This is a genomic window from Paenibacillus sp. FSL H3-0302 (assembly GCF_037982245.1).
Taxonomy (GTDB): domain Bacteria; phylum Bacillota; class Bacilli; order Paenibacillales; family Paenibacillaceae; genus Paenibacillus_AQ; species Paenibacillus_AQ odorifer.
In genome coordinates this window covers 4,710,621-4,725,889 of sequence record NZ_CP150284.1, presented here as the reverse complement: position 1 = coordinate 4,725,889, position 15,269 = coordinate 4,710,621, and the positions used below count along the sequence as shown (strand labels likewise).

General features: G+C 42.8%; 15 protein-coding genes, 1 riboswitch and 1 other annotated feature. Of the genes, 7 read left to right on the top strand and 8 right to left on the bottom strand.

The genetic code is table 11. From position 1 onward, the window contains the following. Positions 1–20 precede the first annotated feature (20 nt). The 5 genes from MHH50_RS21040 to MHH50_RS21020 all read right to left on the bottom strand — a co-directional run bounded on the left by MHH50_RS21040 (position 21) and on the right by MHH50_RS21020 (position 5,351). The gene (locus MHH50_RS21040) at positions 21–464 is read right to left on the bottom strand and encodes a hypothetical protein (RefSeq protein WP_248548483.1); all 444 of its coding nucleotides are present in this window, start codon (positions 462–464) and stop codon (positions 21–23) included. Between the two features lie 112 nt (positions 465–576). Next, positions 577–945, bottom strand: a complete 369-nt coding sequence (locus MHH50_RS21035; protein ID WP_036676184.1) for a carboxymuconolactone decarboxylase family protein — start codon at positions 943–945, stop codon at positions 577–579. 10 nt (positions 946–955) lie between these two features. Continuing rightward, complete coding sequence (locus tag MHH50_RS21030) at positions 956–2,596, bottom strand: thiamine pyrophosphate-binding protein (RefSeq protein ID WP_139329858.1); 1,641 nt, start codon at positions 2,594–2,596, stop codon at positions 956–958. A 155-nt stretch (positions 2,597–2,751) separates the two neighbouring features. Next, positions 2,752–2,848, bottom strand: a riboswitch (cyclic di-GMP riboswitch). Positions 2,849–3,022: 174 nt separating this feature from the next. Then, positions 3,023–4,273, bottom strand: a complete 1,251-nt coding sequence (locus tag MHH50_RS21025) for a HAMP domain-containing methyl-accepting chemotaxis protein (protein ID WP_036676188.1) — start codon at positions 4,271–4,273, stop codon at positions 3,023–3,025. A gap of 121 nt (positions 4,274–4,394) precedes the next feature. Next, on the bottom strand, positions 4,395–5,351 hold the full coding sequence (locus MHH50_RS21020; protein WP_076281427.1) for a YafY family protein: 957 nt from the start codon (positions 5,349–5,351) through the stop codon (positions 4,395–4,397). Positions 5,352–5,508: 157 nt separating this feature from the next. On the opposite strand from MHH50_RS21020, the gene MHH50_RS21015 reads away from it, so the two are divergent. Further along, the gene (locus MHH50_RS21015) at positions 5,509–6,342 is read left to right on the top strand and encodes an SDR family NAD(P)-dependent oxidoreductase (protein WP_076127482.1); all 834 of its coding nucleotides are present in this window, start codon (positions 5,509–5,511) and stop codon (positions 6,340–6,342) included. 374 nt (positions 6,343–6,716) lie between these two features. On the opposite strand, the gene serA is transcribed toward MHH50_RS21015, so the two are convergent. After that, a complete protein-coding gene (serA, locus tag MHH50_RS21010) occupies positions 6,717–8,309 on the bottom strand; it encodes a phosphoglycerate dehydrogenase (RefSeq protein ID WP_076281428.1) in 1,593 nt (530 codons plus the stop codon). A 243-nt stretch (positions 8,310–8,552) separates the two neighbouring features. Beyond that, positions 8,553–8,783: a binding site (T-box leader), on the bottom strand. 110 nt (positions 8,784–8,893) lie between these two features. Continuing rightward, entirely contained in the window at positions 8,894–9,799 is a 906-nt protein-coding gene (locus MHH50_RS21005; protein ID WP_076127483.1) for a hypothetical protein, read from the bottom strand. Positions 9,800–9,914: 115 nt separating this feature from the next. Here MHH50_RS21005 and MHH50_RS21000 point away from each other — a divergent pair, with 115 nt between their 5' ends. From MHH50_RS21000 to MHH50_RS20990, 3 genes are read left to right on the top strand one after another with little or no spacing between them, the layout of a single operon-like run. Then, positions 9,915–10,508, top strand: a complete 594-nt coding sequence (locus MHH50_RS21000; RefSeq protein ID WP_036676197.1) for a CPBP family intramembrane glutamic endopeptidase — start codon at positions 9,915–9,917, stop codon at positions 10,506–10,508. Further along, positions 10,505–10,909: a hypothetical protein gene (locus MHH50_RS20995; RefSeq protein ID WP_076184021.1), complete on the top strand. Its 405-nt coding sequence runs from the start codon at positions 10,505–10,507 to the stop codon at positions 10,907–10,909. The genes MHH50_RS21000 and MHH50_RS20995 overlap by 4 nt, the downstream gene beginning before the upstream one ends. Further along, positions 10,903–11,745: a metallophosphoesterase gene (locus MHH50_RS20990; protein ID WP_081390586.1), complete on the top strand. Its 843-nt coding sequence runs from the start codon at positions 10,903–10,905 to the stop codon at positions 11,743–11,745. Before MHH50_RS20995 ends, MHH50_RS20990 begins: the two co-directional genes overlap by 7 nt. A gap of 149 nt (positions 11,746–11,894) precedes the next feature. Here the strand turns inward: MHH50_RS20990 and MHH50_RS20985 are convergent, their stop codons facing one another. After that, positions 11,895–12,791 carry a polysaccharide deacetylase family protein gene (locus MHH50_RS20985; protein WP_076192320.1) on the bottom strand — a complete coding sequence of 299 codons (897 nt, stop codon included), beginning with the start codon at positions 12,789–12,791 and terminating at the stop codon, positions 11,895–11,897. A 94-nt stretch (positions 12,792–12,885) separates the two neighbouring features. Here MHH50_RS20985 and MHH50_RS20980 point away from each other — a divergent pair, with 94 nt between their 5' ends. The 3 genes from MHH50_RS20980 (at position 12,886) to prsW (ending at position 14,954) form a co-directional block, all read left to right on the top strand. Further along, positions 12,886–13,257: a hypothetical protein gene (locus MHH50_RS20980; protein WP_076127486.1), complete on the top strand. Its 372-nt coding sequence runs from the start codon at positions 12,886–12,888 to the stop codon at positions 13,255–13,257. A gap of 234 nt (positions 13,258–13,491) precedes the next feature. Next, positions 13,492–14,106 (top strand): genetic competence negative regulator, encoded by a 615-nt coding sequence (locus MHH50_RS20975; RefSeq protein WP_036676203.1) that lies wholly within the window; start codon positions 13,492–13,494, stop codon positions 14,104–14,106. A 152-nt stretch (positions 14,107–14,258) separates the two neighbouring features. Beyond that, the gene (prsW, locus tag MHH50_RS20970; RefSeq protein WP_076134692.1) at positions 14,259–14,954 is read left to right on the top strand and encodes a glutamic-type intramembrane protease PrsW; all 696 of its coding nucleotides are present in this window, start codon (positions 14,259–14,261) and stop codon (positions 14,952–14,954) included. Positions 14,955–15,269: the final 315 nt, after the last annotated feature.

The window sequence follows — 15,269 nt, the reverse complement described above, 5'->3', positions numbered from 1 at the left end:
ACATATTAAGATTAAAAGATCTAGACTGTAACCGCAGAAATGATCTCGATGTTATCGAGTCCAGCTTTACGGCCAAGACGGGAAAGCTGCATTTTGAGGATCGGGTTATTTTCAAGCGTTAGATTTACTTTTACAAATCCATCATTCTTAAACATTACAAAGCAGCTTTCTAAAAGAGGTACAACATCTGGTGCAGTTACATTTAGCTTTCTGCAGTCGATTTTTAGTTCATAGTCAGCTGGAGTAATTGGATTGATAGTTTGTTGATAAGCTTGAATAGATTTTAGACCATCTTCTTCAGAAAATGTTCCATCTAACTCAATGTTAATAACCTTGTTTGTAGTGTCTGTCTTCAAAACGAAACTTCCCATGCCTAAATCTCTCCCATAGATTGAATTTGTCCAAAACAGTTCGACTGCAATATCCAGCCATGTATATCCATTTAGCTGTTTTATAAAAGTCAAAATTCGACACTATACAGCAAGTAATGGGATATTCCGACTCTATTATAGGCATATTTTTCAAGTGTATGCAATAATAAAGTCGAATTTTGTATATTGTTGTCGAACTGTTGGGTTATTGGATTTCTTCTATGGTTGCAAGCAGGATATTAAAAGCTGTGATGATTCTAGGTGCCCCTATAACGGGTACTAAGTGTAATAGAATACCTTTAAGCTGTTCTACGGTAACTCCAACACGAAGGGCCATGACATAATGAACGCCCAACTGTTCGAATTGACCCATTGAAATTAAAGATGAAATGACTGCGATTTCCTTCCAGTCAGGGGCTATAGTATTACGTTGAAAAATATCGCCATAGGCATTCCCCATAATAAATTCAGCCAAGTCAGGGAAGTGGTCTTTAATTGGAGCTAGTGCTTTTGCGCCATAGTCTCCTGATAGATTCGTGAAGTGGTTGAGACCACTGTTGATATTTTCCTTCATGGTTAGCCTCCTAGTTTAGGTTCAAAGTACGGTGTGCAGTCGGAGGGACTTCATCACGGTCTGTTAGTAGTTCAATAACGGCAACATGGTTTAGAGCTACCGCATCTTTAATTGCAGCTGTGAATTCATCCGCAGTCTCACATTTGTAGCCTTTAGCACCTAGAGATTCAGCGAATTTCACGGCGTCCATTGGTACTTCATATAGAGTTCCATCGATACGACCTGTGGTTTTCTCCATACCCTTAAGAGCCATATCTAGTTGCTTATTATTGACCACGATAAAGATGACAGGGATATCTTTGCAGACAGCGGTGTTAATCTCAGCGCCGAGCATCATGAAACAACCATCACCTGTAATGCAGAGGACAGTTTCTTCAGGAGCTGCAACTTTTGCACCAATAGCCATGCCGATCGAATTACCCATGCAAGCAAAATACGCATCAAAAACAAAGCTGCCCGGTTTCTTAACCTTGTACCATTTTGCAGCGTGGAATCCATGACTTCCATCATCAACGAAAATTGAATTATTATAAGGGATCAAATCACTTAAAGTGCTCATTACCGAAGCAAGGGAAAGATTCTTGAGGGTTGGAAGCTCTTCTGAATAATCCGCATCGGCCAAAGCCTCACGTTTGGTGATTGTGCTTGGGTCAATATGATTTAGGCAGTGCACCAAATTATCGCGCAGGTCCCCAGTGACCGGTATCGTTTTGGACAATAGTATTTTTCCGACAAAGGTTGGATCAATATCAAATTGAATTAAAGTTGCTGGATGATTCTCCCGTTTAAGATTACAGATGGTCATATCACTTAAACGTGATCCAAGCACTATAAATAAATCGCTTTTATTCAATAAATCGTCCCCGTGGGTCGAACCGCCAACGCCAATAGGACCATGATAGAGTGGGTGATCCCAGACTATAGCCCCTTTTCCACCTGGAGATGTTACTACAGGAATATTAAAAGTTTCTGCGAGTTGAACAAGCTCTTTATGTGCTCCGGAGCGGTTAATTCCTTTACCCGCAATAATCAAAGGATTCTTAGCAGCTTGAATAGCATCGATGACTCTATCGATATTAGCTTGACTAATTAGAGATTCTCTTTCTGGGATTACTATATTGCATTCTTCCAATACTTCAGTTTGTACATCAAAAGGAATACAAAGATGAACAGGACCCCGTTTGGTCAGGGCCACAGAAATCGCATGATTAAAAATAGTACCAAAGTGATCCCCACGTTCAACCAATTTACTGAACAAGGTGGCAGGTCTGAACATATCAGCTAAATCAGCCAGAAAAGAGGTGGAGTCCTGACATTGAGGAATTCCAAGCTCTGTAATGGATTGGTGGCCGGTAATAAATAGGACAGGTAGGTTGTTAGCTTTCGCATGTGCTGCTGCTGTAAGCAGGTTAGTTCCCCCAGGACCCGAAGTACCAAATGCTACGCCTAGGTTACCCGTTTTCAGCGCATACCCTGCTGCTTCGAATCCGGAGCTTGCTTCATGTCTGCCGGGAATAAATTCAATACCGTAATCCACCATCTTTAGAACTATTGGACAAATGGATTTGCCAATGATCCCAAAAGAATGGGTGACTCCAAGGTTACGTAGTGCTTCCGCCATGTAATCTGCGACTGTCTTCAAAAGAAACACCTCACAAGTTTTTTGATATATATTAGTTATTAATCTACCGAATAGATACGATAGATCAATATACTCAAAAAGTAAAAACCTGTGCTCTATAGTAAGCACAGGTTGGTGGCATAAGGCACCGCTAAGACTGAACAATAGTTCAGCCGTCCTGGTTCCTCTGCAACCTGGCAATCATGGCCTCAAACGAAAAAATGAGGCTGTAGATCCATGGTTTTGCGTCATCCTCTTTCGAGGATTTTGCCAATATTAATTTATAGTTGATAAGAATAATTTTCCTTTACAATATATTCCTCATTAATTTTTGTCAACATAATCCGCTAAAAAAACTCGAAATTTGACGAAAGTCTTGTCCAAGAGATGAAGTTTTGCCTCGCGAAAAAAACTGCCACCTAAGACTCAGCTTAGGTGGCAGTTGATAGTTTTGAACTAGAATTTAAAGATATGAATGGTTTTTTGCAGATTAAATACGGCCTGGGTCATTTTTTCCGTTTCTTCTGCAACAGACTGCAGGGCATTAATCTGTTCATTCATAGCCGCCGATACCTCTTCCGTGCCAGCAGCAGTTTCTTCGGTGATTGCTGAGATATTCTCAATTGCACTGGAAATTTTCAAGGCACTTTCTAGCATAAGATCACTCTCCGCAGAGAATGAAGAGATTTGCTCGGTAATGTACTGCACGCTTTGTACAATTTGTGCGAAAATATGGGCAGATTGAGTGATCATTTCATTCTGAACCTGCACAACCTCTTCATTGATGGCAATATTATCGATGGCTTGTTTAATATCTGACTCAATGCTGCGGACCAAGCCGAATACTTCTTTTGTGGATGCCGTAGATTCTTCAGCAAGCTTGCGAACCTCTTGAGCTACAACGGCAAAACCCCGACCATGCTCTCCGGCACGAGCAGCTTCGATGGAGGCATTCAGTGACAGCAGGTTGGTCTGCTCAGCGATCTCTGTGATGGTCTTGGTGATCATCGTAATCCCGCGGGCATTTTGTGAGAGAGCTTCAATAGTATCAGCCACTTTTTGTGTAGCCTCTATGTTTTTACGCATGCCTTCAGCCTGTGTATCTACGGATTGGCGCCCTTGCTCAACAAGTTCTAAGGTATGTATTGAACGTCTGTTCATTTCTTTGGTGGAGTTCGTATAATTGGATACTTTGGTCTCAATGTCTTTAATGGATTCTGTCATATCAGCGATATCCGTAGATATTTCATTTGCACCAAGAGCGAGCTCAGTAGAAGAAGAGGCTACTTGTGCCATGACAATCTTCAGGTTCTGGTTCTTATCTTCGATTCCGCGGCTTGCATCCATAACTTGACGGGTGATCTGCGATGCATCGGTCAGAATCTTCTTGAGCTTATCAATCATTGTGTTAAAGGAGCGGCTTACGTCACCCATTGAACCATTTTCGTCCGCTCTGCTAGTGAAATCACCCTTTGAAATACTGTGAGATACATTAGCAATATCATCAAAAGATGATGTAAGCGTTCTCTCCACGAAGCGAGCAACAGGTAAAGTCAGACCTGCAAGAACAACTACTAGTATAATTCCTACGAGAAATTGACCTAGAATCATTAACGTAACTAAGACAGGAATAGCAAACAGTGCGGCAACGAGGTAACATCCGGCAACAATTCTTTGTTTTAACGGAAGTTTGTGCATCCAGCTCATTGGTAAAATGTCCCCCTTATTAAATTTTATGTAATGGTGTTATTATAGGGGATTTATAGGTCATTGGTCTATAGAGAAGTGTCATAAATCTTCTTTAAGTAGTAGATATTTAGAATTCATGTCAAAATTCCTCATATATTGTGGAAATTGTTTTAATAGCAGACTTTACCATCCCTACTAGTTCGTTAGGAGCTAAAACAATAACTGAAGGAGAGAAAGAGAGTACGATACGACAGGCAGATTCTATAGCATTAAACTCGGCTTCCACGTTCATCCACCCAGTATTAGCAGAGGGTTCTACTAAAGTTATAGTTACATATCTTTCACGTTGTAATTCTTTAAGAATAGACTCATTCACCTTTAAGTTCACTACATATTTTGGCAGTGCTGCTTTGAAAGCTAAAGTCGATTGTTCCCAGTAGCTTTTTAAATCAAAAGCCTCAGGTCTGACAAATGATTCATAAGTTGCGTCAGCTTGTATTAATCTCGACACGCGAAAAGTCCGCATTTCACCCTCGGTTCGTGCCACTACATACCAAACTCCACGTTTTGCGACTAACCCGAGAGGTTCAATGAAACGCTCCCTCATCTCGTCATTCCGTGGGTAAGTGATCTTTACTTTACGGTCTTCCCAAACAGCTTCCTGCAGGACAGAAAGAAACGGGTACGTCTCGTCGGAAGGGTGCCAGCTGGCACCATCAATATGAATGCGCTGGCTCAGGTAACTGGCTGGATTATTCGGCCTGGATGGGGAAGCAGCCTCCAGCTTAAGCACGGCAGAAGAGAAGTCGTTTTGTATACCCAGATCTTTTAAGATTGAGGAGTCTGCGGACAGCAGCAGAGTAGCAATTTCTGAGGGCTTCATACCCGTTAAGGAGGTCCGGTATCCTTCTGTGAGCATCCAACCTCCTTCGCGTCCCCGTTCGGCAAGAATCGGTATTCCCGCTGTACATAAGGCTTCCATATCTCTAAACACAGTTCGTTCAGACACTTCTAAGGTCTGGGCTAGCTCACGGGATGTCATCTTTCCACGATTTTGCAGCAAAAGTAAGATGGATAACAAACGATCGGCTCTCATTAAGGGACACTCCTCCTCCTAATAAATGTTGGCTAGTTCTTAATTAATTATTATATTATATATGTCAGTTGATGTCATATTAAAGAATTATACTATATAAGGTAAGGATTAAATGCAGAACATTTAGAGAAAAACAAGTGTAGAAAGGATTGAGAACATGACTTTAAAAGGAAAAGTAGCATTGGTCACCGGAGGCAGCAGAGGTGCTGGTAGAGGAATTGCATTGGAGCTGGCAAGGAAAGGTGCATTCGTTTATATTACGGGCAGAACGACAGAGGCTTCTGGCATAGAGCATAGCAAGCGGAGCATTGATAACGTACTTAGGGAAATAAAAGCGGAGGGAGGGTCCGGCAGCGCCATACGATGTGATCATACAAAAGATCAGGAGACAGAGGCGGTCATTCGCCAGATTGCTTCAGAGCAAGGAAAGCTTGATATTTTAGTCAATAATGTATGGGGCGGCAACGATTTACCTATTGAGCAGAAGTCTTTCTGGGAGCTTCCTACAGCGCATTGGGACAATATGTTTAATGCGGGTGTGAGGGCACAGTTGATAACAAATTATTATGCAATACCATTAATGCGTGAGGCAAAAGCTGGCGGTCTAATCATCCACACAACCTTTTGGGATCATTACAAATATCTTGGAAACTTCTATTATGATCTTTCTAAAAACTCACTTGTCCGCATGGCCTACGGGTTATCGAATGAGCTTAAAGAGGACAACATTGCAGTTATTCCGCTTACTCCGGGCTGGATGAGGACAGAGGCGGTGTTGGAGAGCATGAACACGGATGAGGAGCATTGGCATGAGGTTGAAGAATTGCAGATGACTGAATCCACAACCTATATCGGTAGAGCAGCCGCTGCTCTAGCAGCCGATCCTAAGGTCATGTCTATGACCGGACAACCGCAGCAGGTTGCTAAGCTGGCTGAAAAGTATGGATTTACAGACATCGATGGTCGGACTGTTCCCGCATTCTTAGTCTAAACAGCAAACTTGATCTGTTTGATCCCATATGTGCGTACGAAGCAGTATAGGACACAGCTGATCTATAATGCAGTATTTTCGTATATTTAGAACGCTATCGGTCCCCATAGACGTTATTGATAGGCAAAACACCTGATTTAGCTCTCTTTTTGAGGAATAGTGGCACTAGAGTCCGAAACCCTGCTTCAAAGGCGAAATTATTGCATATAGGGTCATCTGGGTCCGTAACCTCAAGGGTGTCCGTAAGCCTGCACGAGGGAACTCGATTCGGTGTTGTAAATGAAGCCGAAACGGGTTAACGATCAACAACAAAAGCAGCGAAACTCCTATAAGAGGAGGATCGCTGCTCTGTTGTTTGATTTCTATCGTATTGCTTACAGAAGAATGATTTCTTCGGCAGCGTTGATTTCTGGTAGACCAGCAAGCTTCACAAGCACATGAGTAGGTACAGCTTTATCAACGGTCAGCAGCATGATTGCTTCGCCACCAACGATTTTACGTCCCACTTGCATGGAAGCGATATTGACATCATTTTCGCCCAGCAATGTGCCCACAAGTCCGATAATGCCTGGTTTGTCGTTATGGGATACTACAATTTGATGTCCTTCAGGAGCGATATCAACCGGGAACTTGTTCACTTGAACAATTCTTTCTCCATAACCTTGCAGCAATGTTCCGGCTACGAGACGTTCTTGGTCGTGATCTGTTTTAAGGGTCACGGTAATCAGATTAGTGAAGCCTTTAGTTTTGGAAGCTTTAGTTATTACTACATTAACGTCGCGTGTTTTTGCCAAGTGCATGGAGTTAACGATGTTAACATCCTCAGCGAAGTGGCGGGAGAGCACGCCTTTCACAATATAGCGGGTAAGTGGTTGGGTATCGACATCTGACAGATCACCCGCATACTCAACATGGATTTCACGAATAGCACTATCTGTAATCTGGGTAACAAAGCTGCCCAGCTTCTCACCAAGTGTGAAGTAAGGCTGGAGTTTGTTCATTACGCTTGGAGCAACTGGAGGAATATTTACAGCATTGATGAACGGTTCATTACGCAGAATATGCAGTACTTGTTCCGATACATCGATCGCTACATTCTCCTGAGCTTCAATTGTAGAAGCGCCCAAGTGAGGAGTCACGATAATTTTTGGATGCGACAAGAATGGGTGATCTGCTTGTGGCGGTTCTTTTTCGAATACGTCAAATGCAGCGCCAGCAACAATACCGCTATCAATAGCTTCTACTAACGCCATTTCATCAATTACACCACCACGGGCACAGTTGATGATGCGCATTCCCTTTTTCATCACTTCAAATTGCGGGCGGGAAATCATATGGCGTGTTTCCGGAGTAAGTGGAGTGTGCACAGTAATGAAGTCTGCTCCGCGGACTACATCGTCTACGGAAGCTAATTTTACTTCCAGTTTCTCCGCACGCTCAGCAGTTAAGAAAGGATCAAAAGCAAGGATTTCCATGCCGAAAGCTTTGGCACGTTTTGCCACTTCGCTACCGATTCTGCCCATTCCCAGTACACCTAAAGTTTTGCCGCGAAGTTCTACACCCACGAAGGTTTTTCTATCCCAGGTTCCACCAATTGTTTTTGCGTAAGCTTGTGGAATGTGACGGGCCAAAGCCATCATCATTGCAAAAGCATGCTCACAAGTTGTAATGGTATTTCCATCAGGAGCGTTGATAACAACAACCCCACGTTGAGTAGCAGCTTCCAGCTTGATATTATCTACACCCACACCTGCACGACCAATGACCTTTAAGTTTTTTCCAGCTTCGATAATTTTTTCAGTTACTGTAGTTTGACTGCGGACGAGTAGACCATCATATTCACCGATGATTGCAACGAGCTCATCTTCACTGAGACCTGTTTTTTTGTCTACAACTACATCTGTTGCGTCCATCAATTGCTGAATGCCCAAATCACTGATTGGATCCGATACTAATACTTTAAACATGGTTTCTTATCCCCCTTAAAGTTGAAAAGCTTTATATGTCGAGGACGCCCTGATGGGCAGTCCACAATACCAGAAGGTTCACGAACTAGTAGAGAAAAACATGTAATAATAGTAGATCAACGCGGTGTCGCACAAAAGAAACAGCGTGCAAGAGTACCGCGAAATCGGTAACTTTGGGCATAAGGTAGTATTTATGGGGGATTAGGGAATTAAAAAAACTCCCAACCCCATACTACTGCCGTAGTAAGGGACGAGAGTTATCTTCGTGGTACCACCCTAATTCACTGCAACTTGGAAGAAGCAGCCTCATTGGCCTGCATAGGCCACACTGTTAACGGAGTTGATCCGATTGTACCTACTTTAAGGTTCGATACAATATCTCAGGAGCGCTAAAGATAGCTGTTCGTCACCGGTTTGCACCAACCACCGGCTCTCTGAAGACTTCCAGGATCTTTGTTCCATCATCGGTTTTGAATGATTAATTTTTTCATAATGTAACACGGTATGCAAGTTGTGTCAATAGGCTTTGCAAGCAGCGTTTCTTGAAGTGAACTTCATTTTTCGTTATGATTCAATAACTGGTTCTATTCAAAAAAGAACGGAAGCTGTGGAAGTGTCTCCCTGTTATAATACTGTTCCCGCCATTTTACAAAATCCTGTTCCTGCACAGCACCTGTAGAAATCAACAAGGTTACTGAGGACTGGATATCCGAAAGATTTAATGAGCTTGCAGTGCCTGAGTAAATCATATCGTCTATTTTAGCAGTGATGTCCTGAGGATCATAACCTGCAAAAATTCCGCGATTCAGCATCATGTCAGCGATAGAAGCATTCTTCAAAAGAAGCGGCATTTTTTTCCACTGGATGAAAGACATCGTTTTTAGTTCGCCAGGTGCAGAAGGTATTTTCTGGTTTGTCTTAGAGCCCCATTTTAGCATAGAATCATAGAAGTTCTTTTGTGCTAACAGACCGTACTTCACGGCGCCGGTTGTAAATTCATCATTTTTCAATAACTTGGCTGTCTCTGCACCAGAGGCACTGGTAGAGACTTTGCCGGAGGCCTTAGAAAATAAAGTTAAGCTTTTGAGTACATTGACCTGTGACTGATGTAATAGAGGAGAGTTAGTGAAAATTGAATCTTGATTAACTCTTTCATATTGCTGGTCTGCTAGAATACTTAGATTCTTCATTACTGCCGCATTCATACGAGCATCTGTGCTGCGCGCTAACTTATCTACTTGAATGTTCCAATTCCGCTTGAATTCCCGATAGGGCAAAAATACGTTATGATAGAAAGTAACAAGATCCTGCTGTTGATACGAGCCCGTGAATTCTACTAATCCATTCATGCTTGATTGATTGTCATATTTGGCTTCAGTTTTGTCTGCGCCAACCTTGACGCCAGTAAAAAATGCGGCGAAGGCGCAAACTAGGAAAAACAAAAAAACTAGCGTGTATAACATTTGATTGCGGGACTTACGTTTGCTCATAATAAATGCTCCTTTTTCTGGGGGGATTATCCTATGTATTATGTATTGATAGCAACACTATGGACGGTTTCTCTCTCGGAGCGGCCCGAAAAAAATAAAGAACAGGCAGGTCACGATGAAAAAATTCAAATTTGGCGAGATTAAGGTTAAAAAGGTAGAACCAGGTCAGTTGACAGACCGTCTTCTGCTGCTCAATCTCTATATCACTCAGGGGCTCACATTAATTATCGGTTTGATATGGATATTATTTCAGAAAAGAAATCCTTTTCAGCTATTAATTATTCCAGAAAAAGTACATTTTGTGGCATGGGGCCTCGGTCTTGCTGCTGCAATGCTAATTGTTGACTATTTATTGACACATATTGTCCCTGAGGAAAGCATGGATGATGGTGGAATAAACGACCTTTTATTTCGAAATCGCCCTGTGTGGCATATTATCGTCATAGCAGCAATTGTATCGGTATGTGAGGAGCTCTTATTCCGCGGAGCCATCCAATATTCCATTGGCCCTTATTGGACGAGTATAGTATTTGCTCTAATTCATGTCCGTTATTTACGTCACTTTGTACCTACCGGCTGGGTATTCTTAAGCAGTTATGGTCTTGGATATATTTACATTCAATCGGGCAGCCTCTGGGCCCCTATACTATGTCACTTCTTCATCGACCTGATCTCAGGTCTGGTGATCCGCTATAGGAGGGAATCATGAGTGAGGAATTAAGCCGGGTAAAGTCTCGACAAAAACAACATAAAAGTGAAAGCAAACATCCTGGCAAAAGTAAAAAAGAGAAGCGGACTTCGGAGGCTGTAAAAAAGGCTACTCCTGAAAAGAAGTCTACTCCTATAAAGAAAAATGCTACCGCTCGGGTTTCTACGGCAACTTTATCAAGAAAAGCTCGCCGCCCAGCAGGTTCTGCAAAGCGCTCTTCCACAGGAAGTAAAGAGAAGGACGAAGAATCTGTTCCTTCTCGTTCAGATACTTATTCTTCAGAAAAAGTTCGTTTAAGCAAGATGTTTGTAAATTCTTTGATTTTTACCTTTGTTATTTTGCTAATCGGGCTGCTTTGGTGGGGAATTGAAGGAGCGCCTCCGCTGAGTACATTATGGTGAGCATATGGGCATGGGGAATGGCTTTGGTCATTTTATTGATAGCTGCGGTCGTTGTCATAATCATGGTGATTAATGCTTTTAGAAACAGAATTATTACCGAGGAAATAATGCTAGATTCGCTACCTGAAGAGTTCGATGGATTTCGTATCTTGTTTATAACAGATATCCATCGCCGCCGCCTTCCTTCCGCGCTTCTGACACCATTAAGGGGTGGGGTAGATGTTGTTTTTCTGGGAGGAGATCTAACGGAAAAAGATAGTCCTTTAAATCGTCTTGTCGATAATATGACTCTAGTTACTTCTATTGCATCTACCTATGTTGTGCATGGAAATCATGATTATCGGGCTAATATTTCAAGGGTAGATGAGATTATTCAGGACAGTGGTGCAAAACTGTTAATGGATGAAAATGTGGCTTTTGAACGTGAGGGAGCTAAACTTTGGTTAACCGGAATTGATTTTCCGAATAATGGGGGCAAAACTCCATACGGTCCTTTTCCGCAATTAACCACAAACACTTCTGCTGAAGATACCTGTCGTATTATTCTTGTACATGATCCGCTTTGGTTATCCAAGCGCCAGAGTGTGCCAGCGGACCTGATTCTCGCAGGTCATACGCATGGGGGGCAGGTGATCCTTCCGTTTGTGGGTCAAAGACATGTAGAGCATTTCTATCATAAATATGACGCTGGAAAGTTTAGTTGGCCAAGAGGGGACGGTTCCGCAAAAAATGCCCTGCTGCTGATCAGCAGAGGGTTTGGAACAGCACATCTGCCACTTCGCTGGGGAAGTCCTGCTGAAATGCATGTGCTGACACTGCGTAAATCAACCCAATAGTGCTTACTCTTTCCAGTAAGAAAAATTGGTAGCGTAAAAAGGGGGTTCCAAAGCCATGCAAATGGCTTTTGGAACCCCCTTCTATTTTTGTTTGATTCGAAAACAATTGCGCTGACGAAGCAACTATCGGACATGTACAGATGAGAAGATCAACGCATTTTTAGCTCAATGCTGCGCGGATCAACAAAGCTGTAGCCTTTGCCCTCAAGTGTAGTGAGCAAGGTATCCAGTCCCTCAACGGTCCATGGTAGTTCATGCATCAGGATATTACTGCCGGAATGCAACTGATCGGTAACATTACTGATCAATTTTTCTGTCTTACCCGTTTCCTTTTCTTTCATTTCCCAGTCAAGTGAGCCTACAGACCAGGTCATGTATAACATTCCATTCTCAGCCGCGACCTTCTTGCCAACATCCCCACCGGCACCATGTGGCGGACGGAAAAAGTGAGGAGCTTCTCCCAATGTTTCTTTGACAATATTTTGAACATCTTCGATTTGCTTTTTAACCTCAGTATAGGACTTGTCTTTCAATACAATATGATCCCAGCTGTGGTTGCCGATAATTCCACCGCGGTTATGTATTAACTCCAGAAGCTCAGGATGCTCCTTAACACGATAACCATTTACGAAAAAGATGGCTTTAGCTTGATGTTTGTCCAGAACATCCATCAAAGGGTTAATCATTGCAGCATCTTTAGGACCGTCGTCAAAAGTGAGCAGAACCACTTTTTTATTTGTAGCTTCCTCGTTAGGGACGATGTCGTAATTTTTGTTCATATGGTACAGCAGTGGAATTTCAGCGGATGCTTCACCCTTACTGGCTGTACTATTTCCTGTAGTACCTCCATCTGCTGTTGCTTCAGGGGTAGGACTGGCTGTTGCTTCAGGTGCTGGCGCCGTAGTTTCTGCGCTTTGTGTAGCTGCCGCCGTGGGCGGATTGTTTGTGGTGTTTGTTTCCTTGGCTGTATTTCCATTTGCACCGCTGTTGCCACAGGCTGTAAGCAGCAAGGTAGCCAATAGGAGCACTGATGTCATTTTACCCACTTTTTTCAACTCGCTTTCTTGTTATTATGTTGTATGAGCCGGAATCTTTCCGCGAACACTAAACATGATTTTACCATACAAGGAGGCTGGAAATATGAATACTTCGTCATTTTTATGCGGGGTGCTGATGGGCGCCGCAGCCAGTATGATTATGTCCAAAAAGCGGAATTCTTTAATGTCTTCGCTAGGGCAATCGGGTGGTTCCATGAGTGGGGCTGCAGATAAAGCAAAAGAAAAAATAATCGGTATGGCCACGACTGGTTTTGGTAACACTGCTGTTTCAAGCAGTAATGCTCAAAGTAACGGTTCAAGCAGCGCAACCTCTGATCATAAGACTGAATCACCAGTGAAGTCGAAGGAATCCAATCTTAAATTGTTAAAGGAATTCATTCGCAGCAATCCTGAAGTAAAGAGCGAAGTAGAGCAGATTCTTAAAGAAACGCATACAACCATACCGGGATTGTAACCGTAAAGGACTCCATCAGAATCATTTTGGGGATGAAATATTCCGCAGAATGATTCTTTTTTATTATTCAGGGCCTTGAAAATGGTTTATTCAATAGAGAGGATTTTATATATTTATTTACGTGCATTTATCTCGGCAAAATGATAACATACTTACATAGTAACCATTTTTGGCTCATTACTCGGGACTCATCATACATTATAATAAATGAGCTTGCAAAAGGAGGATCCTGTCATGAGAATAGAGCGATTAAGTCAAGATAAGATACGGATTTTCCTCACTTTTGACGACCTGAGCGAGCGGGGCATCCAGAAGGAAGACATGTGGCAGGAAGTTCCTAAGGTTCATGACCTGTTTACGGAGATGATGGATCAAGCATATAGTGAACTAGGTTTTGATGCCACGGGTCCGCTTGCCGTAGAAGTTTTCGCATTGCCCGCGCAAGGCATGGTCGTTATAGTGACCCGAGGAAAATATGATCACCATCAGTACGGTGCGTCCGGGGAAGAAGAATTGCCAGAAGAGATTTATGAAATGGAAGTTACTCTTGAACAAAGCGACTCCATTGTATATGCATTCCGCGATTTCGAGGTTCTGGTTGAAGCGGCTCATGTGCTCATCGGTAATATTACTTCCCAGGGGAAACTGTATTCTTATAACAATAAATGGTATCTGTATTTCGATCCAAAGGAATTTGAAGAAACGGCGTTGTCAGGTCTTGTTGGCGTACTTGCTGAGTTTGGAGATTCCTCACCGGTCACAGAAGCTGTTCTCGATGAATACGGGAAAACAGTGATGCCGGAGAATGCGGTCCAGTTATTGTGCACTCATTTTAAGCGTCAGGAGTAATTAGGCAAGACTAGGGGCTGATGACCATTGTTTAGGCCGATCAGCCCTAGTCTTGTTGTTGGTGATATGTCGGTCATTCTTGTATCAAAGTTATCATCTACCTTGCTGTGTAACGGCAGTAATAGGGTTTAGGGGTGTAGGGAGGTTATTCGGTGCTCGTGTTATCGGTCATTACGTCGGCAGTAGCGCCGGGACTTGCTCTGTTGACCTTTTTTTATCTGAAAGACAAGTATGATCAAGAACCGCTTCATGTAGTCATTAAAGTATTCTTGCTCGGCCTTCTGATTGTGTTTCCAGTAATGATCATTCAGAGAGGGCTGATGCTGGGACTAAATGGTGGTCCCTACGTGGAGTCGTTTCTCATATCCGCTGGCGTGGAAGAATGTCTAAAGTGGTTTGTGCTGTACCATATGATTTACAATCATACCGAATTTGACGAGCCATATGATGGGATACTATACGCTGTGGCGATTTCGCTCGGCTTCGCAACAATAGAAAATGTAATGTACGCTTGGTATAGCAACGCTTCTATCGGATCAATGTTTCTAAGAGCACTTCTTCCGGTTTCTGGACACGCTATGTTTGGTGTGATCATGGGCTACCATATGGGAAGGGCGAAGTTCTCAAAAGGAGTTCATACCCGCAGAATTCTGGTGTTTTCTCTCCTGTTGCCATGGATGTGGCATGGGATATATGACTTTATTTTGAGTACGACAGCCAACTATTGGATATGGTTTATTGTGCCTCTGATGGCTATCCTATGGTATGGCGGTATGGGAAAGGTTGCTAGGGCCAACAGCCGTTCTCCTTTCCGCTTTCTGAAACGTGAAGAAGAGGTTAACCTATAATCGAGATGGACACACTTATATTCGAAGGGCAGTTCCTAGTAAGGAATTCCAGAGAGGAGAGAGGTGTCTTTTTTTGCGTATAAAAGTACGTATCGTTTGCAAACAGTGCGGTGAGACCTACATATTAAGAGGGATTAAAGAGCATGGTGTCATTCAAACCGGCTTTAAACAATGCCTTTGCAGTAATAGCAGTGGCTTTGAGATTGAAGAGAGAGCTTGAGCGGACGTTATAGTCACATTGTGTAGCAACTTCAGTGCATAAGACTCCTAGTTTATTGTCAAACTAACGCCAATAAGCTATCGAAAGGAGTCTTG

Excerpts from the sequence above, each read along its gene's own strand:
- MHH50_RS21000 (WP_036676197.1), top strand. The coding sequence starts at position 9,915 with ATGAAAAAATTCAAATTTGGCGAGATTAAGGTTAAAAAGGTAGAACCA.
- serA (WP_076281428.1), bottom strand. The coding sequence starts at position 8,309 with ATGTTTAAAGTATTAGTATCGGATCCAATCAGTGATTTGGGCATTCAG.
- MHH50_RS20995 (WP_076184021.1), top strand. The coding sequence starts at position 10,505 with ATGAGTGAGGAATTAAGCCGGGTAAAGTCTCGACAAAAACAACATAAA.
- MHH50_RS21020 (WP_076281427.1), bottom strand. The coding sequence starts at position 5,351 with ATGAGAGCCGATCGTTTGTTATCCATCTTACTTTTGCTGCAAAATCGT.
- MHH50_RS20990 (WP_081390586.1), top strand. The coding sequence starts at position 10,903 with ATGGTGAGCATATGGGCATGGGGAATGGCTTTGGTCATTTTATTGATA.
- MHH50_RS21015 (WP_076127482.1), top strand. The coding sequence starts at position 5,509 with ATGACTTTAAAAGGAAAAGTAGCATTGGTCACCGGAGGCAGCAGAGGT.
- MHH50_RS20980 (WP_076127486.1), top strand. The coding sequence starts at position 12,886 with ATGAATACTTCGTCATTTTTATGCGGGGTGCTGATGGGCGCCGCAGCC.
- MHH50_RS21025 (WP_036676188.1), bottom strand. The coding sequence starts at position 4,273 with ATGAGCTGGATGCACAAACTTCCGTTAAAACAAAGAATTGTTGCCGGA.
- MHH50_RS21035 (WP_036676184.1), bottom strand. The coding sequence starts at position 945 with ATGAAGGAAAATATCAACAGTGGTCTCAACCACTTCACGAATCTATCA.
- MHH50_RS21005 (WP_076127483.1), bottom strand. The coding sequence starts at position 9,799 with ATGAGCAAACGTAAGTCCCGCAATCAAATGTTATACACGCTAGTTTTT.
- MHH50_RS20975 (WP_036676203.1), top strand. The coding sequence starts at position 13,492 with ATGAGAATAGAGCGATTAAGTCAAGATAAGATACGGATTTTCCTCACT.